Origin of the sequence: Porifericola rhodea, from assembly GCF_030506305.1 — a bacterium.
Taxonomy (GTDB): domain Bacteria; phylum Bacteroidota; class Bacteroidia; order Cytophagales; family Cyclobacteriaceae; genus Catalinimonas; species Catalinimonas rhodea.
Map to the genome: position 1 here is coordinate 3293661 of NZ_CP119421.1, position 26516 is coordinate 3320176.

The 26516-nt window shown below is 40.4% G+C and carries 26 protein-coding genes; 7 read left to right on the forward strand and 19 right to left on the reverse strand.

The window, feature by feature from the left end; genetic code table 11:
* Positions 1-39: 39 nt before the first annotated feature.
* From PZB74_RS13465 to PZB74_RS13485, 5 genes are all read right to left on the reverse strand, one after another.
* Positions 40-1089, reverse strand: coding sequence for an oxidoreductase (locus tag PZB74_RS13465; RefSeq protein ID WP_302236846.1), 1050 nt, complete (start codon positions 1087-1089; stop codon positions 40-42).
* 105 nt (positions 1090-1194) lie between these two features.
* Positions 1195-2757 (reverse strand): YifB family Mg chelatase-like AAA ATPase, encoded by a 1563-nt coding sequence (locus PZB74_RS13470; protein WP_302236848.1) that lies wholly within the window; start codon positions 2755-2757, stop codon positions 1195-1197.
* Between the two features lie 99 nt (positions 2758-2856).
* The gene (gene lpcA / locus PZB74_RS13475) at positions 2857-3429 is read right to left on the reverse strand and encodes a D-sedoheptulose 7-phosphate isomerase (protein WP_302236849.1); all 573 of its coding nucleotides are present in this window, start codon (positions 3427-3429) and stop codon (positions 2857-2859) included.
* A complete protein-coding gene (locus PZB74_RS13480) occupies positions 3430-3774 on the reverse strand; it encodes a hypothetical protein (RefSeq protein WP_302236851.1) in 345 nt (114 codons plus the stop codon).
* A gap of 73 nt (positions 3775-3847) precedes the next feature.
* Positions 3848-5683: an ABC transporter ATP-binding protein gene (locus PZB74_RS13485; protein WP_302236853.1), complete on the reverse strand. Its 1836-nt coding sequence runs from the start codon at positions 5681-5683 to the stop codon at positions 3848-3850.
* A 254-nt stretch (positions 5684-5937) separates the two neighbouring features.
* Here PZB74_RS13485 and PZB74_RS13490 point away from each other — a divergent pair, with 254 nt between their 5' ends.
* Positions 5938-6069 carry a hypothetical protein gene (locus PZB74_RS13490; RefSeq protein ID WP_302236855.1) on the forward strand — a complete coding sequence of 44 codons (132 nt, stop codon included), beginning with the start codon at positions 5938-5940 and terminating at the stop codon, positions 6067-6069.
* Positions 6070-6224: 155 nt separating this feature from the next.
* Here the strand turns inward: PZB74_RS13490 and PZB74_RS13495 are convergent, their stop codons facing one another.
* Positions 6225-6824: a PNPOx family protein gene (locus tag PZB74_RS13495; protein ID WP_302236857.1), complete on the reverse strand. Its 600-nt coding sequence runs from the start codon at positions 6822-6824 to the stop codon at positions 6225-6227.
* Positions 6825-7157: 333 nt separating this feature from the next.
* Between PZB74_RS13495 and PZB74_RS13500 the strand changes: the two genes are divergently transcribed.
* Positions 7158-7496, forward strand: coding sequence for a PadR family transcriptional regulator (locus tag PZB74_RS13500; protein ID WP_302236860.1), 339 nt, complete (start codon positions 7158-7160; stop codon positions 7494-7496).
* Between the two features lie 18 nt (positions 7497-7514).
* Positions 7515-9941 (forward strand): PspC domain-containing protein, encoded by a 2427-nt coding sequence (locus PZB74_RS13505; RefSeq protein ID WP_302236862.1) that lies wholly within the window; start codon positions 7515-7517, stop codon positions 9939-9941.
* A gap of 41 nt (positions 9942-9982) precedes the next feature.
* Here the strand turns inward: PZB74_RS13505 and PZB74_RS13510 are convergent, their stop codons facing one another.
* Positions 9983-10921, reverse strand: coding sequence for a formate/nitrite transporter family protein (locus tag PZB74_RS13510; protein WP_302236865.1), 939 nt, complete (start codon positions 10919-10921; stop codon positions 9983-9985).
* A gap of 260 nt (positions 10922-11181) precedes the next feature.
* On the opposite strand from PZB74_RS13510, the gene PZB74_RS13515 reads away from it, so the two are divergent.
* The 3 genes from PZB74_RS13515 (at position 11182) to fbp (ending at position 15028) form a co-directional block, all read left to right on the forward strand.
* Positions 11182-12978 carry an acyl-CoA dehydrogenase FadE gene (locus PZB74_RS13515; protein WP_302236866.1) on the forward strand — a complete coding sequence of 599 codons (1797 nt, stop codon included), beginning with the start codon at positions 11182-11184 and terminating at the stop codon, positions 12976-12978.
* Positions 12979-13491: 513 nt separating this feature from the next.
* A complete protein-coding gene (locus PZB74_RS13520; protein ID WP_302236868.1) occupies positions 13492-13971 on the forward strand; it encodes a low molecular weight protein-tyrosine-phosphatase in 480 nt (159 codons plus the stop codon).
* Positions 13972-14014: 43 nt separating this feature from the next.
* Complete coding sequence (gene fbp / locus PZB74_RS13525; RefSeq protein WP_302236869.1) at positions 14015-15028, forward strand: class 1 fructose-bisphosphatase; 1014 nt, start codon at positions 14015-14017, stop codon at positions 15026-15028.
* Here fbp and PZB74_RS13530 read toward each other — a convergent pair.
* The 12 genes from PZB74_RS13530 to PZB74_RS13585 form a co-directional block, all read right to left on the reverse strand.
* On the reverse strand, positions 14994-15653 hold the full coding sequence (locus PZB74_RS13530) for a class I SAM-dependent methyltransferase (protein ID WP_302236870.1): 660 nt from the start codon (positions 15651-15653) through the stop codon (positions 14994-14996). The two genes, fbp and PZB74_RS13530, sit on opposite strands and share 35 nt — an antisense overlap.
* Positions 15650-16492: a hypothetical protein gene (locus PZB74_RS13535; RefSeq protein WP_302236873.1), complete on the reverse strand. Its 843-nt coding sequence runs from the start codon at positions 16490-16492 to the stop codon at positions 15650-15652. Before PZB74_RS13535 ends, PZB74_RS13530 begins: the two co-directional genes overlap by 4 nt.
* A gap of 155 nt (positions 16493-16647) precedes the next feature.
* A complete protein-coding gene (gene atpG / locus PZB74_RS13540) occupies positions 16648-17535 on the reverse strand; it encodes an ATP synthase F1 subunit gamma (RefSeq protein ID WP_302236875.1) in 888 nt (295 codons plus the stop codon).
* A 63-nt stretch (positions 17536-17598) separates the two neighbouring features.
* Complete coding sequence (atpA, locus tag PZB74_RS13545) at positions 17599-19179, reverse strand: F0F1 ATP synthase subunit alpha (RefSeq protein WP_302236878.1); 1581 nt, start codon at positions 19177-19179, stop codon at positions 17599-17601.
* A gap of 36 nt (positions 19180-19215) precedes the next feature.
* A complete protein-coding gene (gene atpH, locus PZB74_RS13550; RefSeq protein WP_302236879.1) occupies positions 19216-19773 on the reverse strand; it encodes an ATP synthase F1 subunit delta in 558 nt (185 codons plus the stop codon).
* A 24-nt stretch (positions 19774-19797) separates the two neighbouring features.
* The gene (locus tag PZB74_RS13555) at positions 19798-20292 is read right to left on the reverse strand and encodes a F0F1 ATP synthase subunit B (protein ID WP_302236880.1); all 495 of its coding nucleotides are present in this window, start codon (positions 20290-20292) and stop codon (positions 19798-19800) included.
* A gap of 107 nt (positions 20293-20399) precedes the next feature.
* Positions 20400-20657 carry an ATP synthase F0 subunit C gene (gene atpE / locus PZB74_RS13560; RefSeq protein ID WP_302236881.1) on the reverse strand — a complete coding sequence of 86 codons (258 nt, stop codon included), beginning with the start codon at positions 20655-20657 and terminating at the stop codon, positions 20400-20402.
* A gap of 43 nt (positions 20658-20700) precedes the next feature.
* The gene (gene atpB / locus PZB74_RS13565) at positions 20701-21813 is read right to left on the reverse strand and encodes a F0F1 ATP synthase subunit A (protein ID WP_302236883.1); all 1113 of its coding nucleotides are present in this window, start codon (positions 21811-21813) and stop codon (positions 20701-20703) included.
* Positions 21782-22207, reverse strand: a complete 426-nt coding sequence (locus PZB74_RS13570) for a hypothetical protein (protein ID WP_302236884.1) — start codon at positions 22205-22207, stop codon at positions 21782-21784. Before PZB74_RS13570 ends, atpB begins: the two co-directional genes overlap by 32 nt.
* Positions 22208-22498, reverse strand: a complete 291-nt coding sequence (locus PZB74_RS13575; protein WP_302236886.1) for an AtpZ/AtpI family protein — start codon at positions 22496-22498, stop codon at positions 22208-22210. It abuts the gene before it with no gap.
* The gene (locus PZB74_RS13580) at positions 22392-22853 is read right to left on the reverse strand and encodes a bactofilin family protein (protein WP_302236887.1); all 462 of its coding nucleotides are present in this window, start codon (positions 22851-22853) and stop codon (positions 22392-22394) included. The genes PZB74_RS13575 and PZB74_RS13580 overlap by 107 nt, the downstream gene beginning before the upstream one ends.
* A 14-nt stretch (positions 22854-22867) precedes the next feature.
* A complete protein-coding gene (locus PZB74_RS13585; RefSeq protein WP_302236889.1) occupies positions 22868-23572 on the reverse strand; it encodes a M23 family metallopeptidase in 705 nt (234 codons plus the stop codon).
* Positions 23573-23829: 257 nt separating this feature from the next.
* Between PZB74_RS13585 and porW the strand changes: the two genes are divergently transcribed.
* The gene (gene porW, locus PZB74_RS13590; protein WP_495885126.1) at positions 23830-26490 is read left to right on the forward strand and encodes a type IX secretion system periplasmic lipoprotein PorW/SprE; all 2661 of its coding nucleotides are present in this window, start codon (positions 23830-23832) and stop codon (positions 26488-26490) included.
* The last annotated feature ends 26 nt before the right edge of the window (positions 26491-26516 follow it).

Here is a 26516-nt window from a genome sequence, read left to right on the forward strand (position 1 = left end):
AATTCAAAAAACCCAAAATATGGATTAATAAACAAAGAATTAGAGTGATAAGACTGCCATTTTCTGATGGCTGCTTAATGCAAGCTCTATAAGCTCAATAGAGTCAAGCGCATCTTGCGCGCTAACCTGAGGGCTATGTCCCATAGTGATCGCTTCATAAATATCCTGATAGTAACTTTGGTAGCTACCTGCTAATGTTTCTACTTTAGCATTAATATGCAGCCCCTGATAATAAGTGTTTAAAGTTCCCCAGTTTTCTTCCGCTTCTTTGCCCCAGTCTGCTTTGCTCAGATTTTCGGCATTAATTGGTGTAAGACGCTGTGCATCTAGTCCGTACTTCACGTATGAACCCTGAGTGCCGTGTAATATAAATCTAGGCTGAAGTTCTTTGACCAGGTTACCGGCCTTAAGTCTTACTTTGTGGCTGTCATAATAAAAGAGTATATCAAAATAGTCATCTATCAGACTATCTTTCCGCTGTTTTCTGATGTCTGCAAATACTTGTTTAGGTTTTCCGAATAACTGTAAAGCCTGATCTATCAGGTGAGGGCCCAAGTCATATAGTACTCCTGCGCCGGGAATATCCTGCTCTCGCCAGTAGTTTTCTCTCTGATAATTAATAAAGCGGTCAAAACGTGATTCAAACTCTACCAACTCACCCAACATACCTGAGTTTAATACCTTTTTAACAGTCTTGAAGTCACCATCCCAGCGGCGGTTATGAAAAACACTTAATATTTTATCTTCTGTTTTTGCTACCTGAAGAAGCATTTCCGCCTCCATAGTGCTTACAGTAAAAGGTTTCTCAAGTACTACATGTTTGCCAGCCTCCAGTGCCGCCTTAGCCTGAGCAAAATGGTATTGATTGGGAGAGGTGATCACTATCAGGCCAATATCATCATCATTAAGCAAGGCATCCAGAGAAGCCACACTTTTTACACCCGGGTAATCAGCTTCCGCATTTTTATGATGCCTTTCATAAACCTTAACAATTTCAAAACCAGGCAGAGCCTGAAGTAGGGGAGCATGATATTTTTTTGCGATATGGCCATAGGCTACTATGCCTACTTTTAGGATAGGTTGCGACATATATTTATGTGAAAATGAAAAATCTAACTACGGACATCAAGTTAATGGTATGCCTGGCAATTAGAGCGTAAGTTAAGGAGAAAATATAGATTGGAAAGCAAGTGTTTAATTCCCGAACCAACCTTCTCTATCCAGGCTTCGGTACTGAATCGCTTCGGCAAGATGCTCAATCTCAATTTTTTCTGCTCCTGATAAGTCGGCAATGGTCCGCGATACCTTAAGAATACGGTCATATGCACGAGCAGATAGATTCAGTCTCTCCATTGCGGTTTTTAACAGTACTTTGCCTGCCTGGTTGATCTGACATACTTCTTTCACCAGATGAGAAGGCATCATGGCATTGGAGTGAACATGCTCATCTAGTTTGCCATTATTACGAATCTGGTCAAATCTGTTCTGCTGCATTTTACGAGCGAGCATTACCCTTTCGCGAATACTGGCACTACTTTCTTGTTTTTGCTGGGCTGTCATCTCATCAAAAGAGACCGGGTTAACCTCAACATGAATATCAATACGGTCCAGCAAGGGACCACTGATCTTACTTAAATAACGCTGTACGGCTGCCGGAGAGTCAGGGTGGGTGCTGCCCGGATCATAGAAATCTCCAGAAGGGCTGGGGTTCATGCTGGCAATTAGCATAAAGTTAGCAGGGAAAGCTACAGTGCCCCTGGCTCGGGAGATTGTGACGGCCCTTTCTTCCAGTGGCTGACGCATCACTTCCAGCACAGATCTTTTGAACTCTGGCAGCTCATCCAGAAAGAGGATACCATTGTGGGCCAGAGAAATTTGTCCGGGTTGGGGAATATTGCCTCCTCCAACTAATGCTGCATCGCTAATGGTATGATGAGGGGCACAAAACGGTCGTTGTGCAATAAGTGATGCATTAGAGGGTAATTTACCGGCAACAGAGTGAATTTTAGTGGTTTCTAAAGCCTCCTGCAAAGTAAGTGGAGGAAGAATAGTAGGAAGCCTGCGCGCCAGCATAGTTTTGCCTGAACCGGGAGGGCCTACCATAATCACATTATGAGAACCAGCAGCTGCTATTTCTAAAGCTCTTTTGATACTCTCCTGCCCCTGTACGTCAGCGAAATCAACCTCAAAGTTGTCCAACTCCTGGAAAAAAATATCACGAGTCTCATGCCAGTGGGCTTCAAGTTTCAGTTTGCCTTCTAAAAAGTGTATAGCCTCCTGTAAAGTTTCTACACCTATTACATCCAGATTATTGACAATTGCGGCCTCGCTGGCGTTTTCTTTAGGCAGAATCATTCCTTTAAACTGGTTTTTGCGTGCCTCTATGGCCATAGGCAATGCGCCTCTTACCGGGCGGAGTATACCGTCCAGAGACAATTCTCCCATAATCATATATCGCCCCAGCTCAGGACTTTCTAACTGACCGGAAGCTGCCAGAATACCTAATGCAATGGGCAAATCGTAGGCGGAGCCTTCTTTGCGAATATCTGCCGGAGCTAAATTTACTACCGTTTTGGTTCTCGGCATGTTATAGCCCGCATGCTTAATAGCGGCTTCTACCCTCTGCTGGCTTTCTTTGACCGCACTGTCTGGCAGACCAACCATAAAAAACTTAAGTCCCTGCCCTACACTCACTTCTACAGTGATCTGATAAGCATCTACACCATATACTGCACTACCGTAAGTTTTTGCTAACATGTGATCTGCGAGTTTTTTTTCTATCAAATAAGTATAACTGCTGATATTCAGCAAAATGTTATACAAAATTTACAGACAAATGTATGTTTGAAAGAAAATTTACAGGACTTGCTTCTCTATCAGTAAGATAAGGATGTGTATAACCTTGATGTGAATTTCCTGCACGCGATCGGCAAAGCCAGAGTGGGGTACCCGAATTTCTACATCAGCCAGAGGGCCTAGCTCTCCTCCGTCTTTACCACTTAGGGCTACTACCCTCATACCTTTTTGCCGGGCCATTTTAACTCCTTCAATTACGTTTTTAGAGTTGCCACTGGTACTAATAGCGAGCAAAGCATCTCCTTCGTTACCCAGCCCTTCCAGGTAGCGCGAAAAAATATAGTCGTAGCCAAAATCATTACCTACGCAGGATATATGGCTGGGATCAGAAATAGCCAGTGCAGGCAGGGCAGGACGGTTCTCACGATAGCGTCCACTAAGCTCTTCCGCAAAATGCATGGCATCACAGTGTGAGCCTCCATTGCCACAGCTAAAAATTTTGTTTCCGTTTTTTATAGTATTTGCAAAAAGTTGCGCTGCCTTTTCTATCCGGGACAGGTTATCCGGGTTTTCAACAAATTGTTGTAACACATGCTGCGCTTGGGTCAGCTCGTTTTTGATTAGGTCTTGCACTTAAAGTTGTTCTTTGTTTTGGTCGGTGTCTTTTTTGTCAATTGATTGTTCAAAAGAACGGATTGAGTCGTCTATCTCTTCATTGCGTTTCTGCATATCATAGACTTTAGCTTTTATTTTATCCTTTTCTGCCTCAAGACGGTTGATTCTGTTTTGGTAGCTGCGGCGATCAAAAATAGTGATCAGAAACAAAAGGATAAAAAGCACTAAGCCAATTAGCGTGATCCACTGTATTGTAGAGGCGTTGCTGATGGCCCAATCCCAGCTGTTATTAAATGCGATGCCTACAAAAACGGCATGAAAAAGTAAAAGGAGTAGAAATAACGTCAGTTTAAAAGGTTTCATAGTATACTGGTATTAACTTGGTCAAAAAATACTTATTTCTAAAACACCTTAAAAGGTACGATTTGTTTTTAAGTTAAGAAACAGTCTGCATCTCAGTTAATTTATAGTAGAGACCACCCATTTCTACCAGTTGCTCATGTTTACCCCTTTCTATAATCTCGCCTTTCTGTACTACTACTATCTCGTCGGCATGTTGTATGGTGCTGAGGCGGTGTGCAATTACTATAGAAGTACGGTTTTTCATGAGGTTGGTCAGAGCTTCCTGCACCAGCTTTTCTGACTCTGAATCTAGAGCAGAGGTGGCCTCATCCAGTATTAAAATTGGAGGATTTTTAAGTACAGCACGAGCAATGCTCAGGCGCTGACGTTGCCCTCCGGAAAGCTTGGTACCGCGTTCTCCAATTACAGTCTGGTACTGCTGTGGAGTGTTTAAGATAAACTCATGAGCATTGGCGATCTTGGCTGCGTTAATTACTTCTTCTTCGCTAGCTTCAGGCTTACCAAAAGCTATGTTATTAAAAATAGTATCGTTAAATAGTATGGACTCCTGTGTTACTATTCCCATTAGCTTACGAACGGAGTCTATTTTAGCATCTGTCAGGGCAATGCCATCAATCAGAATTTTACCTCCAACAGGGTCGTAGAAACGAGGAATCAGGTCTGCAATGGTAGATTTGCCTCCACCAGAAGGGCCAACTATTGCAACAGTTTTTCCTTTTTCTATCTGTAGATTTATTTCTTTCAGCACATGTTCATCTTCGTAGGCAAAGCTTACGTGATCAAACTGAATGTCTTTATGAAAACCTTCTATCTCTACTGCATCTTCTTTATCTTCTATTTGAGGCAGTGTATCGATAGTCTTAAAGATACGCTCTCCTGAAGCTAGTCCTCTCTGTATGCTGCTAAGCGCATTGCTGATAGATTTTGCCGGTGGTAATATCTGTGAAAAGAGAATAATGTAAGTAAGAAACTCACTAGCAGCCAGCGCTGAGTTATCATTAAGCACCAAAATACCGCCATACAGTAAAATACCGGTAACCACAGATACTCCCATAAATTCAGAAAGGGGAGAGGCAGCTTCCTGCTTGCGGGCCATAGATACATTAATCTTGGCATAACGATCAACTTCTTCTCCAAACTTTTCGCCTATCCACTCACGGGCGTTAAATGCTTTTACGATACGCATGCCTGATAGAGTCTCGTCCAGAATATTTACAATGCGGCCGAGTGATTCCTGGCTTTGAGTAGCCTTACGCTTCAGCCTTTTGGTAATCTCAGAGATGATAGTACCTGAGATGGGCATAACGATCAGTGTAAAAATGGTAAGCTTGAAAGACATGAAAAAGAGTACTGCAAAAAAGCCGATAATGGTAGCCGGATCACGAAAAACCACTTTGAGCGTACTTACTACAGAGCTTTCTACTTCCTGTACATCATTGGTTATTCTTGACATTACATCTCCTTTGCGCTCATTAGAGAAGTAACCCAGGTGCAAGCGACTTACCTGATCAAAAATACGAGTACGCAGCTTTTTTATAACTCTGGCCCTGATTTTCGCCAGCGTGAGTCCGGCAATGTATTTAAAGAGGTTGGTTAGAAAAACTGAAGTCAGAATGATACTACAGATAAATATTAAGGCTCCGACCTTACCAAATTCTTCTATGATGTTAGAAAAATGGTAGTTGAAGAGAGAAACAATATAGTCTATATTAAAAGCAAACTCTGGTTTGCTCACTATTTCCTGCTGAACCTCCTGGTCTACCTGATTAAACAGAACCTCAAGTAGAGGAATAAGCATGGTAAAATTTACCAGCCCGAAGATGATAGATAAAGTAGTAAAAATAAGGTATTGAGGAATGTATTCGCCATATGGCCTGGCGAAAGAAAGAATGCGTAAGTAAGTTTTCATGCTTTATTGGTCAACGCTACGAAAGCCCGGTTATCACAATGATCGTTTTTTGGGGGTGCAAAGTTACATTAGTATTTACTGTCGTCATAGCGCTATAAATATTGTATGCAGGTAGGATTACACAAATTGTGCTAAAAAAGTAAATATTACATTGTCAAAGTAAGCTTATTTGGGTAAAATTGCAGCCGTTATCTAAACTCTGAGTACATTTCAGGGTTATAAATCTGTATATTAATCACTTACTCTTTACTAATATGTTTAACGCATTCGGAACAGAAGGATTAGAACTTTTCACTTGGATAGTAGCTGGCTTATTAGGTACTGTTGCTGCTTTGGTAGCTTCGCACGTAATGACGGTAGTGAAAGAAGACAATGACGAAGAATAGGCTGATTTCCATTAGCGTTATTCAATATACATTCAAACATACACTATGAAAGATCTGATGCGCGTTTTTTTTAATGATCCTGCTAATAGTATATTTAGCATACTTTTTCTGATCACTCTTGCGCTTTTATTGTTTACCGATGTGTTTTCTTTTGTTTAGGGAGCCAGCCAATTGTGCTCCCAGGCATTTTCCTTCCAGCTAAAAAGTGCACGAAGGTGTCCGCCTTTCATCAACTTAAGGAAATCTATTTCATACACCTCACATTCTATAACACTAAAGTTTTCCCAACCCTGTGCAGTATTAGCTTCAGTCGGGCTTTCCATATAATTGTCTGGTAAGTTAGCTGTGTAGCTTTCTGTAATGCTCCCCGGTGCCATGGGTCCTATATAGTCTGCCCTGTTTTTAGGCGGAATGTTGTTCCATATTTCACGACACAGTTCATCCTGGTGATAAAGCACCACTCTTGTCCTCACTCTTAGCTGTTCCTTATCCTGATGGTTATAAAAAAGCCAATTGGAGAGCTGCACTTGGTTAATATCTTCTACTTTTTGTGTTCTTACATCCGAGTAGCAAAGTAGTAATCTTTTCTCTATGTCCACTTTTCTTAGTACCAGCGTTCTTTGATGAGCCTCATTCTGCTTGGAGGTAGCCATAACCGGAAAATGGTAAGGATGCTTTGCGTCGGCTCCCCCCCGAGCCAGGGTTCCCCAAACGTAAGTATGTATTTCCTCCAGAGAGCTTGTTTTGTCAATCATAAAGTTTTTTAGAAGGTATAAGATATGGATGCAAAATAATGTTTTAAGATTCAGCCATTGAAGTAATTCTAAGCTTCACTTCTACCTCTTTGTAAGTATACTATAATAAATTTTATAGTTATAAATTACTGATAATCAAATAATTGTATCTGTAAATATATATATCTGAATAAATATTTTAGGTATGGTGCAACAAATTTGTAAGATACCTTGTATAACATAGTACTATATAATACATTTGTATGTGAGCACAATGTTAACCCAAAACATAAACCTTCTTCGCTTAAACAAGCCAAGAAGGTTTGCTAGACCGCTGAAAATCAGTTAGAACACATGAAAATTGAGAACACACAAGTGCAGATGCGGAAAGGTATTCTGGAATACTGCATCTTACACATTATCTCTCGCGGGGAGGTATATGCATCGGATATGCTGGATGAGCTTACTTCAGCCAAAATAATGGTAGTGGAAGGTACGCTTTATCCGCTGCTTACCAGGCTCCGCAAAGCCGGACTGGTAGACTACCACTGGGTAGAGTCAACTTCAGGACCACCACGCAAATATTATAAACTAACCGATAAGGGGCGTGAGTTTTTGGATCAGCTGGGTAATACCTGGCAGGAGTTGGTAGCCTCTACAAACCAAATTATTTCCAATACACATCAAAAGTAATCGTAAAAGAAGTCTGACATGAAAAAGAATATCAGTATCAATATAAGTGGTATCATCTTTCATGTGGAGGAAGACGGCTATGAGCTGTTAAAGAACTATCTGGAATCCATAAGCCGCTATTTTTCTACATATGAGGATAGCAAAGAAATTACCGATGATATAGAAAGCAGAATTGCTGAAATTTTTCTTTCCAAACTAACTAATAGTAAGCAGGTCATCACTCGCGAAGATGTAGAAGGGGTGATCAAAACTATGGGTAGTGTGGAAGATTTTGCGGCTGCCGATATGCTGGAGGAAGAACAAGCCTACCGAAGCAGCAGTAGCTATAGCGAGGAGCATAGTTTTAAAGAGGAGGACACCTACGGACGCAAACGCCTTTACCGCGACAACGAACGCAAGGTACTCGGAGGGGTGGCAGCAGGGATTGCTCATTATTTTAAAACAGACCCATTGTGGATAAGGTTGGCATTTTTGCTTTTCCTTTTTGCGGATGCGTTTGCTTCCTTTGGTACCGTTACCCTTGTGGCCTACATCGTACTATGGATAGTGCTACCTGGCAGTAACACGCTTACGCAAAATGCTAAAATTAAGAAGCTTTTTCGTAACCCCGATGATAAAGTTATTGGTGGTGTGTCCGGGGGAATTGCCGCTTATTTCGGTACCGACCCTACGCTCTTAAGATTACTGTTTGTACTCAGTATATTCTTAGGTGGTACTGGCTTTTTCATTTACATTATCCTCTGGATTATTACTCCAGAGGCTAAAACACTTACAGATAAAATGCAGATGAAAGGGGAGCCTGTTACGCTTACCAATATAGAATCAAGTATAAAAAAAAACTTTAGTGTAGATGAGAATGGTGAAGAAAATCTCTTAGTCAAGATCATTTTATTCCCATTCCGCTTAATTGCTACTATAATTAATGCGCTGGGCAAAGCCATAGGTCCGGCTATTGGTTTGTTAGGAGACCTGGCAAGAGTTTTTGCTGGCCTTATTCTGATACTACTCGGAGGTTCAATTCTGTTTAGCTTATTAGTAGGTGGAGGTATTTTTGCTGGCCTGTCATCTTTTAACCCAGTAATTGATGGTGAAATTCCTTTGCAGCTCTTTCGTGAGAGCGTACCTCTAACTGCGGTTGTTTTCGCTTTCATCACAACTTTTATTCCTGCCCTTGCGCTCATCATTGCTGGTATTGCCATTATTGCCAGACGTAAGCTGATAAGCTCTGCGGTTGGATGGAGTGCATTAGGCGTGTGGTTTATTGCTTTAATCGGATTAAGTGTAACTGTGCCTCAGCTGGTAATGGACTTTAGGGAAGAAGGAAGTTATACAACTACCGATACGCTTAAAGTTAGCGAAGGTAAAGCCATCCTTTCAATGGGCGCTTATGGGGAGAGTGAAAAATTTGCCCGCCCGCGTCTGATGCTTAGGGGGCATAGCGATAGTACCTTTGAAGTGGAAACACGATATGAGGCCAGAGGTAATAACCGAAAAGCTGCCATAGATTATGCTCAAATGGTCTCTTATAAGGTAAGTGTAGAAGACTCAGCTATCATTTTTCCTCCGGCCTTTACTTTTGACGAAGATGCCAAGTTTAGAAAGCAGCAGGTAGAAGTCATTCTTTTTATTCCATACCAGCAGGAGTTTATCATAGATAGGGAGCTAAGTAGTATTTTGCGCAATACGCTTTATCAGTATGGTTACAATCGTTCAGATTTAAGAGATAACGTATTTATGTTTACTCCGGATGGCCTGCAATGTACGAGCTGTAGCGAACGCGAAGTACTGGATAAGCAGTTTGATAGTACTCCTGGTACAAGTAGCTCAGATTCTTCTCAGGTTTTTGATCTGAGCAATTTTGAGACAATACACATATCAGGGCCATTCCGCGTAAATATACGGCAAGCAGATGAGTACAGAGTTGAGTTTAATACAAAAGATAACTTGCTCAACGATTTTCGTGCAGAAGTGGAAGATAATGTGCTGGAGTTACAATACGGACAAATATTTTCTGATAAGGAAGAAAATATGGTTGAAGTGTTTATTAGTCTGCCAGAGTTACAAAGTTTACGCTTAAATGGTAGCGCTAAAGCTACGATTGATGAATTTGAGGGGGAGAAACTGAGTATAGATCTTTCAGGATCTAGTGAAGCCTACCTTAGGGGAGAAGCTGAGAGTATTTCATTACAACTGAGGGGTGCATCTATTGCCAGGCTTTATGGGCAAAGCGCAGCTCTTGATGCAGTCTTGAGTGGAGCCACCAAGCTGGAAGCACAGGAAATGAATGTTAACACTGTGAGCCTGGAAACTACCGGAGCTTCTACTGCCAGAGTGAACGTTTCAGAGACTCTAAATGCTGATGCGGAAGATTCCAGTCAAATTCAATATGAAGGAGAGCCTGAATTGAATATTCGTGGTGATAAAGATAAGGTAAAAGCATTATAGCCCCATCACTATAACTAACCAAATTGCTAAGGCCGGAAGTGTTAATTTCCGGCTTTTTTATTTTGCTTATGTTGTTGGAAGCGCTCGCTAATTAAATGTGCGTTTCCTAAATGACTATATTTAACAATGGCTACAAAGACGGTTCCGCCCAGAATATTACCTAAAGTGGTAAAAGTCTGAAAGTGAAGATAGTCCGCTAGTTTTATCCGTGAGTCTACCAGCATGCCGGTAAAAACTTCTATGGAGCCTATAATGGAGTGGTGCAATCCGCAAATACCAATTACCGTAGTTACTAAAATAATGACCAGAATTCTACTGATTGTATCTTTGGAAGAAGTTACCAGCCAGGAAAGTAGGCCCATAAGCCAACCGGCAAACATAGCACTACCCAGGGTAAGCAACCAATCGTATTGTACCATTTTATGGGCCAGGTGGTAAAGGCTCTCTTTACTAACTACCCCCATAGATGGCCCCATCTTGGCTAAAATAAATCCAAACAGGTATCCTCCTAATAGGTTGCCAAGAAAGATAATCCCCCAGAGTTCCAGCAAATTAACTACCCGTACAGAACCGTTTAGCACTGGCAGTACAGCCAGATTAGTATGTTCCGTGAATAGCTCTGACCGCCCCAATATGACAAAAATAAAGCCGATAGGATAAGCGAAGGCAAGCGCAATATTTAGGCTGGCATCATCCATTGTACTACTAAACATGGTATAAATTGTACCCATGAGTAAGAGGCTGAAGCCTATTTCCAAACCTCCGGAAAATGCCGAGAAAAATACAGCCTTATTATGACGGCGATACTCGGTAAGCGCCATCTGAATCTGTTCTTTCAGTATTTCACCACCCTCTTTAAGCTTTACTAACTTATCGGTGTTGTCTTTACTTTTATAATTGTTCACGTGCTTACGGGCCAGGGCTGCCTGACTTTCCACAATGCTTCTTTGTTTTTCTAAGGTTTCCGGGTCTTGTGCCATATTAAAAAATGAAATTGAGCATTCTTTTACTTTTTGAAAGCCTGCTATCCTTATATAACTATCTAAAGCAAAAAAGTTAACGCTTTTCTCAGTCTCTTTTACCTGGTGGCTTTTATAGTGTAAGTAAGCGCGCTAAAAATTACTCAAAAAAAAGTTATGCATGCATACTAATACTCGAACTAATTAGTATATTTGTTATGTATGCATAATAAATATGAATACACTTAACCCAGAAAATATAAAGTTAAATACAGCGACTCATGGATACACTTGCAAAAAAACACACGATCAATGGTGGAGAATTTTTGATTAAAGAGACTGAGGCAAAAGATATCTTCATACCCGAAGAGTTTAGCGAAGAGCAGCGTATGATGGCAGATGCCACTCAGGACTTTATCAATAAAGAAATTGCTCCTAACATTGAGAGAATGGATAGTATGGAACCTGGCTTTATGCCTGGCCTGCTTGACAAAGCTGGTGAATTAGGCCTTTTAGGAATTTCTATTCCTGAAGAATATGGAGGCCTGGGTATGAGCTTCAATACTTCTATGTTGATAGCTGATGTTATAGGCTCTGCAGGTTCGTTTTCTACCGCTTATGGTGCTCACACAGGTATAGGAACCTTGCCTATTCTGTATTATGGTACTGAAGAGCAAAAACAAAAGTATTTACCTCTACTGGCAAGTGGCGAATGGAAAGCCTGCTACTGCCTTACTGAACCAGACGCGGGTTCTGATGCTAACTCTGGTAAAACCAAAGCAGTTCTTACCGAAGACGGCAAGCACTATAAAATAACCGGGCAAAAGATGTGGATTTCCAATGCTGGGTTTGCCGATCTTTTTATTGTATTTGCCCGAATTGAAGATGATAAATACCTGACTGCTTTTATCGTTGAAAAATCCTTTGGTGGCATTACTATGAATGAGGAAGAGAAGAAACTTGGTATTAAAGGCTCTTCTACCCGTCAGGTCTTCTTTAACGATACCCTGGTACCCGTAGAAAATATGCTTTCCAAGCGGGGTAATGGTTTTAAGATAGCAGTAAATATTCTGAACATCGGTAGAATCAAGTTAGGTGCAGGTGTAATTGGTGGTTGTAAGCAAGTCGTGAGCGATTCGGTAAACTACGCAAATGAGCGTAAGCAATTTGGGGTATCAATTTCCAGCTTTGGTGCCATTCAACAGAAGCTGGCAAACATGGCTGCTCGCATTTACGCTACAGAAGCCGCTTGTTATCGTGCCGGTCAGGATATAGAAGATCGCATTCAGGCTCTGATGGATGAAGGCATGTCGGAAAACGAAGCGAAATTGAAAGGAGTGGAGCAGTTTGCCATTGAGTGCGCTATTATGAAAGTACATGGCTCTGAGGTACTGGACTATTGCGTAGATGAAGGAGTACAGATTTATGGAGGAATGGGTTTCTCTGCTGATGCACCGATGGAAAGAGCTTATCGTGATGCGCGTATTGCCCGTATTTATGAAGGTACTAATGAGATCAACCGTATGTTACTGGTAGGTATGACCATTAAACGTGCTATGAAAGGTGAGATTAACCTGCTGGGCCCGGCAATGGCAGTAGGTAAAGAATTGACTTCGGTACCAGACTTTTCAGCAAAAGATATGACAGGGCTATTTGCCAAAGAAAAAGAGGTACTAAAGAATCTGAAAAAGTCTGTATTAATGGTAGCTGGTAAAGCAGCTCAGGATTTTGGCACTAAGCTGGATCAGGAGCAGGAAATACTCATGAATATTGCTGATATGATGATAGAAATCTATGCTGCAGAATCTACCATTTTGCGTACAGAGAAGCTGATTGGCATGAAGGGAGAAGAAGCTTGCCGTGAGCAGATCAATATGACACAGCTTTATCTTCATATGGCAGTAGATAAGATAAATAGTAACGGTAAAGAAGCCATTGCTTCTTTTGCTAAAGGAGATGAGCAGCGAGTTATGCTTATGGGGCTTAAGCGCTTTACCAAGATGGATCTGTATAATTTGAAAGAGTTGAGAAGATCAATCGCTCAATTGCTTATCAATAAAAATGAATATGCTTTTTAATGATGAATAGGTTTTGAATTAGGTCGAGAATAAAGAGAAATGCCAACTCACTTTGAGTTGGTTTTTTTTTGCCATAGGCTCAAAGTTCCGCGTTAGTTGTACAAAACAATAATGAATAGAATTTTGAAAAGATAAGAGGGGTAAAAAGAAAAAACCTTCTTTAATTAAAGAAGGTTTTCTTGCTGTAAACAGGTGTATGAATAAAAACAATTTGTGTTATGTACCTATATATACTAGATGTTAAGGAAAGGTAACCCCGTCTCTTAAAAAAAAATATAAAATTATTATATTTACACGTAATAAACTGATAATCAACTGTTTGAAAATTGAATTTATTTCATATTATTTAATTTTTTTTTAAGATGAAGAAAAACATGAATCCAAATCGTAGGATATAATCGCTGTTGGATTTTAGGCCTCATTAAATCTTAAGGGTACCGGTTTTTCAAATTCCCATGCTTTCGCATCTTTGTCCTATCAAGTTTAAATATTAATTTACCATTCACTTAGCTTATGATTAATGTATTATTTGTTTGCCTGGGAAACATATGCCGATCTCCTATGGCCGAAGCGGTATTTAACGGTTTGCTCAAAGAACAGCACCTTCAAAACCAGATTCAATGTGATTCTGCAGGCACCTCTGATTACCATATGGGGGAAACTCCTGATAAGCGTACTATGGAAGTTGTATTGCAGAATAAACTGGCACTAGACCATAAAGGAAGGCAGTTTAGCGCGGATGATTTTGAGGTATATAATTATATCATTGCGATGGATGAAGACAATAAAAAGAATATTCTTAGGCTAGAAAGCTCAGCTACTCAGAAGAGCTATAAGGTTTTTCTGATGAGAGAGTTTGAAGATAAGGCTCAGAACCTTAATGTGCCAGACCCTTATTGGAGCGGTGCTGATGGATTTATAGAAGTTTATGAGATTTTGTGGAGAAGCTGTCAAAATTTGCTAGATTATATAAAAAAGGAACATCAGCTTTAGCTAAGCTAATGTGCGAGTGTTTGTACTTATTTAGTGAAATATTATGACGACTAACCTTGGACTCCCGGTAGGGACCACTCTTGATAGGTTTATCAAAACTAATCAGGATGGCTTCCCTTTTGCCTCAGGTGAACTCTCACAATTGTTGAGAGACATTGCTTTGGCTGGCAAAATTCTAAACAGAGAAATTAACCAGGCTGGCCTGGGCAATATTCTGGGTGATTTTGGTGAAACCAACGTGCAGGGAGAAAACCAACAAAAGCTAGATGTGGTTGCGGACATCAGGTTTACTCGTGCCCTAAAAAATGGCGGCGAGGTCTGTGCAATTATTTCTGAAGAAAAAGAAGAAATTATACACCTTAACCCCAACTCAAAGTATCTGGTAGCTATTGATCCGCTGGATGGTTCATCTAACATAGATGCTAATGTATCTATAGGTACTATATTTTCTATCTACCGACGCAAGTCCAAGCTTGGGACCCGTGCTACAGAAGAAGATATGTTGCAGCCAGGTAATGCTCAAATCGCTGCGGGTTATCTTTTGTATGGTTCATCAACTATGTTGGTATATACTACCGGTGATAAGGTTAATGGCTTTACTTATGAGCCATCATTAGGAGAGTTCTTTTTATCCCATCGTAATATGTGCATACCAGAAAATGGTAAAATATTTTCTATTAACGAGGGGTATTACTACGAATACGACGATAATATCCGTAATTATATAGAGCAGTGTAAGCAGCGTAAATTTTCTGCCCGCTACATTGGGTCATTAGTAGGGGATTTTCATCGCAATTTGCTTAAGGGAGGTATTTACTTGTATCCTTCTACCAATGCTAACCCTCAGGGAAAGCTCAGGCTTTTATATGAGTGCAATGCTTTGGCTTTTATAGCTGAGCAGGCAGGTGGTTTAGCTACTGATGGAAGGCAGCGTATTATGGATATACAACCAGAAAGTTTTCATCAAAGAACACCACTATTTATTGGTTCGCCCAAAATGGTAGAAGAAGTAGGAGAGGTGTTCAAACAACAACTTTCCGGTAGAGTGCACTCCTGATAAATCTGTGGTAAAAAAATCTTTCTTGGAAAGGCATATACCCTATACTTTGAAATACTTCGGTAAAATCTGGTAAGCTTTGGTTTTTTAGACCGCTACTCAAACTGAAGAATTTGTACATCAGCTTGAGCATAACTGTTTTCCATAAACGGCTTATGCCTTTCCCTTCTTTCGTAAAGTCTGCAAATAACCACTCTCCTTTGTCTTTAAGGATGTAGGAAAGCTTTGTAACCATTAACTTAGCTTCATTACTGTTATACACATCTAGTACGAAAAATGTCAGTACAGCGTCGTATAGTGTGCCTGAAGGAATCTGAGCTTCGGTACCGCAAATAAACTCAACATGTGTATCTGATTTTATATGATGAGATATTTTTTGATACCCTTTTTTTGCCCTGGCCAGCATAGCTGATGATGCCTCTATGTAGGTAATCCGTTTAGGTTGGGCCTGATATAGTAAATCTGACATAATTTCTCCGCTTCCGCCTCCTACAAATAAGATATTTGCATGTTTGGGTAGCCTATCTAAAAATACTTTCTGTGCTCTCAGTATATTTTGGCCGAAAACTATTTTTGCGAGAAAGTCATAATAGGGAGCTATTGCCTGAAAGCTATTTGGCTTCATGGAAGTAGAAGATAAATTAAAGGAAAAAAGAAAATGGCATCTGCCAGACTACGGTATAGCTCCTTAGCACTGAAAAAAGCAGGAAAGCTTAATATGGCTTGTAAGCTTGTAGCCATACCCAACACGATAAACTGTACAAATCTGAATTCTGGCTCAGCGTTAAAATATAAAAAGCTAACGACAGCCAGACCATAAACTAACAACAGGCAAATTTGTATGACATGTCGTAAGTATCTTTCGTTAACTACTACTGCTAATGAAGTATGTTGGTCTTTAGTGTCTACATCTTTTTCATACCAGGCAAGAAGCAGAAGATTGCAAAGTGCCATACCCAGATATTGAGCAAAAAGTAAGTAAACAGAGGTAGGCAGGGAAGCACTATTTGCATAATATGCCGGCAGAAATATGCCCAAGCAGTAGAGTAGCGCACTCACTACTTCTTTATGAAAAAGTGTCTTTAGTTCCAAAAATTGGATTGACCAAAAGTATAAGGCGACAAATAACATAATAATACAGCCCCACACTATCAGGCGTAAAGGAAGGAAGCTAAGGGTAATTAAGCCACCTATAGACACAAGGATAAAAATAATGGAGAGAGCTTTAAAATATTTTTGATGAAACCTATGACGAGGTGTATTTGCCTGATGTGGAATAGCACGAGCATCACTGAGGTGATCCAGTGTGTAAATTAGCCACACACATTCTCCAAGAGCGAGTGTTATACTCACTGGTATTAACAGCCCCATATATTTTGCGATAAACAGGCTGCTTACTACTGCTCCCAGCACAACATCCAGACTGAGAATACGAGCAATGTTAAAAATCTTGAAAAAGCTCAAAGTAAGGGGGCTTGTAAATAAGCAAAGTTAAAGTATTGTAAGCTCTTATAATTACAGCATATGCGTGTTAATTTTAGACTAATGGCATGGATGCTTGGGCAAAGGTCAAAAAAAAAGCCCAATACTGGGCTTTTCTAAATAATGTATACGTAAAATTAGCTTTCCAGTGCCTCTGCACCCGCAACAATTTCAAGTATCTCCTTAGTAATTGCTGCCTGACGGGTACGGTTGTAGGTAAGCTTCAATTGTTTGAGCAGCTCACCTGCATTATCAGTTGCCTGATCCATCGCTGTCATACGTGCTCCCTGCTCAGCTGCAGCTGATTCCAGATAAGCTTTGTAAAACTGTATTTTAAGCGACTGAGGAATTAGTTCTTCCACTATATACTCCTCAGAAGGCTCATAGATATAGTCTATCTTGTTATTTGTTTCTTTGCTTTCTTCTTCATTAGAAGATTGTACAGGAAGAAACTGTTCGTTAGTAACCACTTGAGTAGCTACATTTTTAAAGGTATTAAATACCAGAACTACTTTATCCACTTCGCCTCCTTCGTACATCTCCATTACGGCTTCAGCGGCAGTTCGTACATTCTCAAAAGACTGCTCACTAAAAAGTTCTGCGTATTTCTCGATAGGGTTTTGTCCTCTACGCTTGTAGTAATCACGACCTTTTGTACCCACAGTCATCAGATGTAGCCTGTTGTTACGCTCATAGGTACTGTACTCATTAGAAATGAGCTGACGCAGGTAACGGAATAAGCTGGTATTAAAGGCCCCACAAAGTCCTCTGTCAGAAGTAAAAACTACAAACAACACATTCTTGACATCTCTTTGTTTGGCATACTCACTAACATTTTCTTCGCTTAAGCTGGAAGATACGTTATTGAGTATCACGTTGAGTTTTTCAGCATAAGGCCTCATCTGTAGCAGACGGTCCTGTGCTTTACGCAGCTTAGAGGCAGCTACCATTTTCATAGCTTTGGTGATCTGCTGCGTGGATTTTACAGAGGCTATTCGGCTTTTTACTGCTTTTAAGCTCGGCATGTTATTGTTTTGTGAGTCTAAGAAGTAGGGCTATGCGCGTTACATAGCCCCTTTATAGTTATTCTATCCTTTGTAGTTAGGAGCAAGTTCAGAAGCAACTTTTCCTAATACATCCGTCAGGCTACTTTCAAATTTCCCTTCAGAAAGTGCTTTTAGGGTATCCTTATGTTGAGCTCTCAACAGGTTTAAGTATTCTGTTTCAAATTCTTTAACTCTGTCAATAGCTACTTTGTCCATAAAGCCTTTAGTAGAAGCATAAATAATGGCAATCTGCTCTTCTACCGGCATAGGAGAGAATTGAGCTTGCTTCAGTATCTGCTGGTTTCTTCTACCACGGTCAATGGTAAGCTGAGTGGCAGCATCAAGGTCAGATCCGAATTTAGCAAAAGCTTCCAGTTCACGGAATTGCGCCTGGTCAAGCTTAAGTGTACCGGCCACCTTTTTCATAGGCTTAATCTGAGCAGAACCCCCAACACGAGATACAGAGATACCTACGTTAATCGCAGGGCGAAGTCCAGCGTTAAATAAGCTGGTTTCAAGGAAAATCTGTCCGTCAGTAATTGAAATTACGTTCGTTGGGATATATGCAGAAACGTCACCTGCCTGTGTTTCAATAATTGGAAGTGCTGTCAATGAACCACCACCTTTTACCAGAGGCTTAATAGACTCAGGAAGGTCGTTCATTTGTTTTATAATCTCAGTATTTGAGTTAAGCTTAGCAGCACGCTCTAACAAACGAGAGTGAAGGTAGAAAACATCACCAGGGTAAGCTTCACGTCCTGGAGGTCTACGAAGGAGTAGAGAAACCTCACGGTAAGCAACTGCCTGCTTAGAAAGGTCATCATAAATAACTAATGCAGGTCTACCGGTATCGCGGAAGTACTCTCCAATAACTGCACCTGTAAAAGGAGCAAAGAACTGCATAGGGGCAGGGTCAGAGGCAGATGCTGACACTACAGTAGTGTAAGCCATAGCACCATTTTTCTCAAGAGCTGAAACAACACCAGCTACAGTAGAGGCTTTCTGCCCGCAGGCTACATAGATACAGTATACAGGCTCTCCTTTATCATAAAATTCTTTCTGGTTGATAATGGTATCTATCGCTACTGCTGTTTTACCAGTTTGGCGGTCACCAATAATCAACTCACGCTGACCTCTACCGATCGGAATCATAGAGTCAATCGCTTTAATACCCGTTTGTAGTGGTTCATTTACCGGCTGACGGTAAATTACACCGGGAGCTCTTCTCTCAATAGGCATTTCGTAAAGGTCACCTTCAATAGGCCCTTTACCATCAATAGGGTCACCTAAAGTGTTTACTACACGTCCGGCAAGACCATCACCTACCTTAATAGAGGCAATACGCTTAGTACGTTTCACGGTATCACCTTCTTTAATGTCTCCCTGCTCTCCTAAAAGTACCGCACCAACATTATCTTCCTCAAGGTTAAGAACCAGAGCGTTAAGTCCGTTCTCAAATTCTAAAAGCTCACCAGACTGAGCTTTTGTCAATCCGTAGATACGCGCTACACCATCACCTACCTGCAGTACAGTACCTACTTCTTCGAGCTCAGCTTCCGATTTAAAACTTGAAAGCTGTTCTCTTAATATTGCTGAAACCTCATCAGGTCTTACTTCTGCCATTATATATCAGGTTTTAGATTTTTAGTAAAATTCAATTTAATACGACTTCACAAAGCTGTTGTCAGCAAACTCGTAGGTAAGAGCTTTTAGCTTAGCTTTTACAGAGTTATCCATTTGCTGGTCTCCAATCTTAAGTACAAAGCCACCGATCAGAGTTGAGTCTACGTGCTCTTCCAGCTCAACTTTTTTCCCGGTTTGCTTGGCCACTAATGAAGTAACCTCTTCCCTTAGCTTTTCGGTAAGAGGTACAGAGCTGGTAATGATGGCTTTAGCAATACCCTGATGATGACGATACTGATTTTCAAATGACTCTGCAATAGCCGGAAGATAAGCTTCACGGTTTTTGCGAGTGATTACATCAAAAATAGTCAGGGTAATAGGATGAAATTTATCTTGAAAAAGCGCGTATAGAACAGCCTTCTTTTTTTCGTGACTGATGATAGGATTACGAAGCATCAAAACAAAGTCGCGATTGGCTTTGCATGTCTCTTTGAAGAGCATCATGTCTTGATAGACTTCTTTAAGAACATTTTTTTCCACTGCTAGGCCTAACAGTGACTTTGCATATCTAGATGCTACTCTTGAATTAACCATATATAAAAGTCCGTTTTAGCTGAGTTAATTAACATTTAAGTCATTAACTAGTTTTGAGACGTATTCTTTTTGTGCTTCATCACTGCTAAGCTTTTCTCTCAGGATTTTTTCTGCTACCTGCACAGAAAGCTTAGCTACCTGGTCTTTTACTTCAGCAAGAGCAGCATTTTTTTGTAGCTCTATAGCAGATTTAGCATCCGCAATAATACGAGCCCCTTCTTTGTTAGCCTGCTCACGAGCATCTTCTTTAAGCTTGTTTGCTGCTGCAGTAGCGTCTTTAAGAATATTATCTCTTTCTTTTCTGGCTTCAGCTAATAGTTTTTCGTTGTCAGCTTTGAGCTGAGCCATTTCGTTTTTAGCTTTTTCTGCAGAGAGTAAGGCTTCTTCAATTGAATTCTCACGTTCGTTCAGCCCATTGATTATAGGCTTCCATGCAAATTTGGATAGCACAAAAAGTACAACCAAAAAGATGAGGATCTGCCAGACTATCAGTCCAAAATCTGGGGTAAGTAAATCCATTGATGCTTAGTTAATGTATGTAAAGTGAAAAGTTACGGATAGTAATTTGTTTCATTAAAGAACCGACTCAGGGCCTAATGCCAAGAGCCGGATGCTTAAATTTTGCTTTACGCAGTAGCGATAATAAGACAAACAATTACTCCAAAAAGAGCAACACCCTCAATAAGGGCAGCTACGATAATCATAGCAGTTTGTATGCTTCCGCTTGATTCAGGCTGACGAGCAATTGCTTCCATCGCAGAACCACCAATTTTTCCGATACCAAGACCAGCGCCTAACGCAACTATTCCGGCACCTAGTGCTGCACCCATAGTTCCTAATCCAGAAACTGATTCAGCAGCTTGTAGTAATAAAGCTAACAACATAAGAGTTAAACTAATTTATATAAATGAAACAAATGAAAGCTGATTAAACCATTGCAGAATCACTCTGCAAAGGAGCAAGGTTGCCTTCTCCCTCAAGCGCTTTGCCCTCTTCATGATGGTGCTCTTCTACAGCGCCACCGAAGTAGATAGCAGAAAGCAGAGTGAAAACAAATGCCTGTAAGAATGCCACCAAAAGCTCTAGAAAGTTCATTACCGAGGCAAAGATTACACTTACGGGACCTACAGCAATACTTTCAAAGATAAATACCAGGCCGATAATACTAAGTATGATAATGTGACCAGCAGTGATGTTGGCGAAAAGCCTAACCATCAAAGAGAAGGGTTTGGTAAACATTCCAATAATTTCTACTGGAATCATGATAGGCAGCAACCACCAGGGTACACCGGGTGTGTTGAAAATATGCTGCCAATAATATTTGTTTCCGCTGAATTGGGTAATCAGGAAAGTAATTAGTGCTAAGGTAAGCGTGATAGATATGTTTCCTGTTACGTTTGCTGCCCCTGGTAATAAGCCTAATAAGTTGTTTACCAGAATAAAGAAAAATACAGTAAGTAGGTAAGGCATAAACCTTTGATACTTATGTTTTCCTATGGCTGGTATAGCTACCTCATCACGGATAAATATAACCACTGGCTCTATAAACGCCTGTACTCCTTTAGGAGCAGAATTAGGAGCTTTTTTATATCTGGATGCTGCCGCAGGGAAGATCAGGAGCATTACAATTACACTCAAAATCATGGCAGCAATGTTTTTCGTAAGAGAAAAGTCGTAGAAAGTACGCCCTTCTAGAGATACAAGGTGCGAACCATCATCCTCCAGTGCGTAGCCTTTGTAAGGTACGTAATTGTGATCCTCATCCAGAAAGCTGGAAGACATAAATACTTCAAGTCCTCTGTCTTCTGAATATAGAATTAACGGAAGAGGAAGCGTTACGTGTGTATGACCAATAGTAAAAAAGTGCCAATCATAAGAATCAGCAATGTGGTGAAAGATAAACTCTGTTGCACCTTCTGTTTCAGGGTCTGGCTCTCCATCAGCAGCTTGGAGCTCATTGCCTGAAAGTGTAATGAAAAATAAAATTATGTAGCTGAATAAGAATAAGTTACGGTGTGTTTTTTTGCTTTTTATCCGCATTTTCTGCCCTCGTTTGAAAATTTGAGCGCAAGGTAGTTAATAAGGCATATATTTCAAAAATTAAAAAAGCTAAATACACAATGGCAAAATTGATTACAAAAGTGATTTTGTCGGGAATATCCTGCAAAAGCACGATCAGAATAATGCCAATACTGATAATCAGCCGGAGGGTCATGGTTCCTAGATAAACGAAAGCAAACTTGTCTGGAGCGTGTTTAAGCCCCATTTGGGTGAGGTATTGCGTTAAAAGCGTTAGAAGTAGAAAAAAAAGAACGATGTAATAGGCACCATGATAAACCCAGATCGGAACTATCTGCTGAACCAGAAATACGAGAAGAGCAACTACTAATGCAAATAAAAAAAGTGCAAGCCAGGACTGTTTTTTTTCTAACATTTACTGTTTGGGTAAACTTCGGATGGTTATTATGAGAGTACTCGCAAAAGCAAGTAGGGCAAAGATAATCGTAAAAAGTGGAAAACCATTGCCCATAGACTCATCTAGTTCCATACCACCCCAAACAGCCAGTCCCATAGCGGCTATCATTTGAAAAGCTAGTCCAGAGTACTTGACATAAGCTTTAAACTGATCTTGATTCTTTTTCTGCGGAGGTTGATTCAATGTCGTCGTCTTCTGTAGATTGGATTTCTGCCTCACTGTCAAAATCAATATCGCTAACGGAAACACCCATACGGCATGAGCCATTAAAGGTAGCGCCTGACTCTACAATTAATTTATTGGTAACAATATCACCATGAATGACAGCAGTAGGCCTTAAGATAAGAAGTTCTGAAATTTCAATAGAACCCTGAATCTCACCGGCGATTTCAGCATTCTGAGCGAGTACAGTACCTTCAACGTATGAAGATTGCCCCAGAGCAATTTTAGATTTACAAGTGACATTACCTTTAACATCACCTTCAATACGAATGTTTCCTACGGTATTCAGGTCTCCTTGTACTGATGTGCCTTTGCCAATTATGCTGCTTGAGTTGCTAACTTCTTCTGTCTTCACCTTCTCTTTTTGATTGTTACTGAACATGTCATTTATATTAGTTAAAATGATACAAACTCTTCAGGATCTACAGGGTTCCCGTTGTACCAAAGTTCAAAGTGCAAATGTGGTCCCGAGGTCAATTCCCCTGTATTTCCAATAATAGCAATAACATCGCCTGCATTTACAAAATCACCTGATTTTTTTAGCAAACTGGAGTTATGCTTATAGACCGAAATTACATTGCTGCGATGTTGCACAGCAATTACATAGCCGGCATCCTGTGTCCAGGAAGCCAATATCACCGTTCCATCGGCTACCGATTTTATAGGTTCGTTCTTTTTAGAAACAATATCCACACCATAATGTGCCTGTTTGGGGTTGTATGACGAAGATATAATACCTGTTATTGGCGTAAAAAAAAATAATTCGTCTAACTGACTTGATGATGTACTGGTACTTACGGTAAGTAACTCTACACCGTCTTCTTCAAACTCCTGCCTGAACTGAGAGTCAACGGTCGAGATTTCCGGTTCCTTAATCTGCTCAGTACTTACTATGCGCTCTCCAGAGTTCTCAATATAGTATTGTTCATTATCAGTCAGAGAATCACCTTTTACTACTTTCTGAAAAGAAGAAATAAAATCCTGTTTCTTTTTTACCTGCATCTCTAGTGAGTCTACCGCCATAGAAAGTTCTATGAGCTTTCTGTTGGCTTCTGCCTGAGCATATCTTGGATCAAACCACTGCTCTAGTAAGGTATTCACCAAAAATAAACTACCTACAAGCATTATTATACACACAGATACAATGAAAAGGGCTAACTTTGCGTAAGTAAATGTGAAAGTCGTTTTCTCAGCAAAATCCTCCTCATTGCGAACTATGAGTAGGTACTTGGTAGTTAAACGATTTGAAAATGTTTTCCTGGACTTCAAAGTATTATAGTTAAATTCCCCGACAGGACAAAAGTAAGGATTAAAAAATATTAGACTAATCGGGGGGCTGCTGCTCTCCAAAGTCTGTCGTGAGCTTTAGTATAAATCTAAATATTAATCATTTGAAGGTAAAAGTTTTTTCCAAATATTACATTCTTTGGTGGAGTATATGTCTACTGTTATCTGCCTGTGCGCCAGAGCGTAGCGGTATGGTAGCAAGCGTTTACCATAACACAACCGCTCGTTACAATGCCTATTTCTATGCAGATATGCGAATGGATGAGATAAAGGCGGCCATCAGAGATAGTCAGGAAAACAACTTTAATGATATACTCCAAATCTACCCTAAAATAGATACAGCTCTAATCAGCAGTCTGGATAATCAAATAGAGGACTGTATAAAAAAGTCATCTATCGCTATAGAGCGCCACCCCAACAGCCGCTGGGCTGACGATAGCTACATACTTATTGGCCAGTGTCGGATGTATCGCCAAAACTTTGAAGATGCCATCAAAACCTTTAAATTCGTTAATACTGAAAGTGAAGATGATGAAGCCCGCCATCGCGCTCTTATACAGCTGATGTATACTTTTATAGAGGCCAACCAACAGAATAACGCTGTAGCAGTCTCTGATTTTCTGAAAAAAGAGAAGCTAAACAATACTAATAAAGCCAATCTTTATCTCACCAGAGCGTACTTGGCACAGCTAAACGAAGATTACAGCAACATGGTAGGTAACCTTCTGCTGGCAGCTCCGCTTCTGGGTAATGATGAGGGCAGGGCAAGAACTTATTTTATTATCGGGCAACTGTATCAGGACTTAGGTTTTGACGCACAGGCTTACCAAAACTATGAAGAAGTACTAAGAAGCAATCCGGAATACGAACTGTATTTTTATGCGCGACTTAACATGGCACAGGTCTATGATCTTAGCCGGGAGAACGACACCCGTAAAATCAGAAAGTATTTTAAGAAGTTACTAAAAGACAAGAAGAACCTGGAGTATAAGGACAAAATCTACTATGAAATGGCTGCCTTTGAGCAGAAGCAGGGCAACCTGGATGAAGCGCTTGAATACTACAACTTATCGGTACAGGCCAGCCTCAACAACAGTAGACAAAAAGCCTATGCTTATCTGGCTTTAGGGCGTATTTATTATAATGATATAAAGGACTACGAATTAGCTAAAGCATATTATGATAGTACGATGACAGTGCTGCCACAGGATGAAGAAGAGTATAACCAGATAGCAGAAAGACAGGAGGTACTGGCTAATTTTGTAGATCAGTTAAATATTATTCAAAGGCAGGATAGCCTGCTAACATTAGCGCAAATGGATACTGTGGAACTCAGTACTTTTCTGGATCAGATGATAGAGGAAGAAGATCGTTTGCTTGCGGCACAGGAGAAAGAAAACAGGAGGCGCAACCGTTTGGCTAGTAATAATAATAGTTTCAATCAGTTTTCTTCTCCTTTTAGTCAAAACACCGAAACAACGGCTAGTGCAAATGCCAGTAGCGGTGAGAACTGGTATTTTTATACCCCCTCGGCTGTGAGTATTGGTAGAAGTGAGTTCGTTAGAAAATGGGGAAACAGAGAACTGGAGGACAACTGGAGACGCTCAGAAAAGACTATTGAAGAAAACTTTGCCCAGGACAATGCAGAAGCCATAGAAGCTGCTGAAGATATACCTACTACTGGTCCTGTTACCGAAAGTACTACCGAAAGTAGAAAGCAGGAATTATATGCGGATATCCCGTTTACAACTGAAGCTCAGCAGGAGGCGCTGGCGAGCATAGAGGAGGCCTACTACCGACTCGGAGGAATCTATAATTTTGATCTTGAAGAAAAGCCTAATGCTATTGAGACTTTTGAAACCATGATGGAGCGTTTTCCTGAGTCAGAGTACAGACCTGAAGTTTTGTATGAGCTCTACCTACTGTACAAAGAACTCGGAGATAACACTTACGAGCGCTACCGTGATGAACTTTTACAAAAGTTCCCTGAGAGTATTTATGCCAAAATCATACGTAACCCCAATTATCGCGAAGAGAGCACTTTAGCAAGCGAAAAGCTGAAAAAGCTTTATAAGTCAGCATACGATTTATACGATAGGGGGGCTTATGAGGAAGCAGAACAAATTGTAACAGCCAGTCTAAGTCAGTATACTGAAAATGACTTTACTGATAATATGAAGTTTCTGGAAGTACTAATTACTGGCCAGACAGAAGACTATTACCAGTATCAGTTGGGGCTACAAAATTTTATGGAAGAGTATCCTGAAAGTGACCTTTATGCCTATGCGGAGGAACTGCTTACTAAAGCACAGGGGTTTAAGGAGGCAGAAGCCAAACGAAGGGGTGCGCGTTATCGAGAGCGTTTTGACCAGACACATTCGTTTATTATTCTCTACAATAATGTCCAGAAAATTTCTACGGATTTACCCAAAGCTATCAATGAATTTAATGCGCAGAACTTTGCCGATGGTAATCTTACAGTAGCCAATCTGATGTTAGAAGGAGGAAAAGTCATGATTATTGTAGAAAAGTTTGCTGGGCAAGAAGATGCAATGAGCTACTATCGTAAGTTTACAGAAGAGCAAGGACCTCTAAGCAAGCTTTCTGCTAGCCAAAAAGGAGAAGTAGGCGAAAGTTTTATCATCACTCAGGACAATCTTAACATTCTTTTACAAACTCAGGATGTAGATAAATATCTGCTTTTTTTCGAAAAGCATTACATGGCATTTTGAGGTCTTCCTTTTTGGATTCAATTTTG

Coding starts and splice junctions, on each gene's coding strand:
- PZB74_RS13465 (WP_302236846.1), bottom strand. CDS start 1,089: ATGTCGCAACCTATCCTAAAAGTAGGCATAGTAGCCTATGGCCATATC.
- PZB74_RS13470 (WP_302236848.1), bottom strand. CDS start 2,757: ATGTTAGCAAAAACTTACGGTAGTGCAGTATATGGTGTAGATGCTTAT.
- PZB74_RS13480 (WP_302236851.1), bottom strand. CDS start 3,774: ATGAAACCTTTTAAACTGACGTTATTTCTACTCCTTTTACTTTTTCAT.
- PZB74_RS13485 (WP_302236853.1), bottom strand. CDS start 5,683: ATGAAAACTTACTTACGCATTCTTTCTTTCGCCAGGCCATATGGCGAA.
- PZB74_RS13490 (WP_302236855.1), top strand. CDS start 5,938: ATGTTTAACGCATTCGGAACAGAAGGATTAGAACTTTTCACTTGGATA.
- PZB74_RS13495 (WP_302236857.1), bottom strand. CDS start 6,824: ATGATTGACAAAACAAGCTCTCTGGAGGAAATACATACTTACGTTTGG.
- PZB74_RS13500 (WP_302236860.1), top strand. CDS start 7,158: ATGAAAATTGAGAACACACAAGTGCAGATGCGGAAAGGTATTCTGGAA.
- PZB74_RS13505 (WP_302236862.1), top strand. CDS start 7,515: ATGAAAAAGAATATCAGTATCAATATAAGTGGTATCATCTTTCATGTG.
- PZB74_RS13510 (WP_302236865.1), bottom strand. CDS start 10,921: ATGGCACAAGACCCGGAAACCTTAGAAAAACAAAGAAGCATTGTGGAA.
- PZB74_RS13515 (WP_302236866.1), top strand. CDS start 11,182: ATGGATACACTTGCAAAAAAACACACGATCAATGGTGGAGAATTTTTG.
- PZB74_RS13520 (WP_302236868.1), top strand. CDS start 13,492: ATGATTAATGTATTATTTGTTTGCCTGGGAAACATATGCCGATCTCCT.
- fbp (WP_302236869.1), top strand. CDS start 14,015: ATGACGACTAACCTTGGACTCCCGGTAGGGACCACTCTTGATAGGTTT.
- PZB74_RS13530 (WP_302236870.1), bottom strand. CDS start 15,653: ATGAAGCCAAATAGCTTTCAGGCAATAGCTCCCTATTATGACTTTCTC.
- atpG (WP_302236875.1), bottom strand. CDS start 17,535: ATGCCGAGCTTAAAAGCAGTAAAAAGCCGAATAGCCTCTGTAAAATCC.
- atpA (WP_302236878.1), bottom strand. CDS start 19,179: ATGGCAGAAGTAAGACCTGATGAGGTTTCAGCAATATTAAGAGAACAG.
- atpH (WP_302236879.1), bottom strand. CDS start 19,773: ATGGTTAATTCAAGAGTAGCATCTAGATATGCAAAGTCACTGTTAGGC.
- PZB74_RS13555 (WP_302236880.1), bottom strand. CDS start 20,292: ATGGATTTACTTACCCCAGATTTTGGACTGATAGTCTGGCAGATCCTC.
- atpE (WP_302236881.1), bottom strand. CDS start 20,657: ATGTTGTTAGCTTTATTACTACAAGCTGCTGAATCAGTTTCTGGATTA.
- atpB (WP_302236883.1), bottom strand. CDS start 21,813: ATGCGGATAAAAAGCAAAAAAACACACCGTAACTTATTCTTATTCAGC.
- PZB74_RS13570 (WP_302236884.1), bottom strand. CDS start 22,207: ATGTTAGAAAAAAAACAGTCCTGGCTTGCACTTTTTTTATTTGCATTA.
- PZB74_RS13580 (WP_302236887.1), bottom strand. CDS start 22,853: ATGTTCAGTAACAATCAAAAAGAGAAGGTGAAGACAGAAGAAGTTAGC.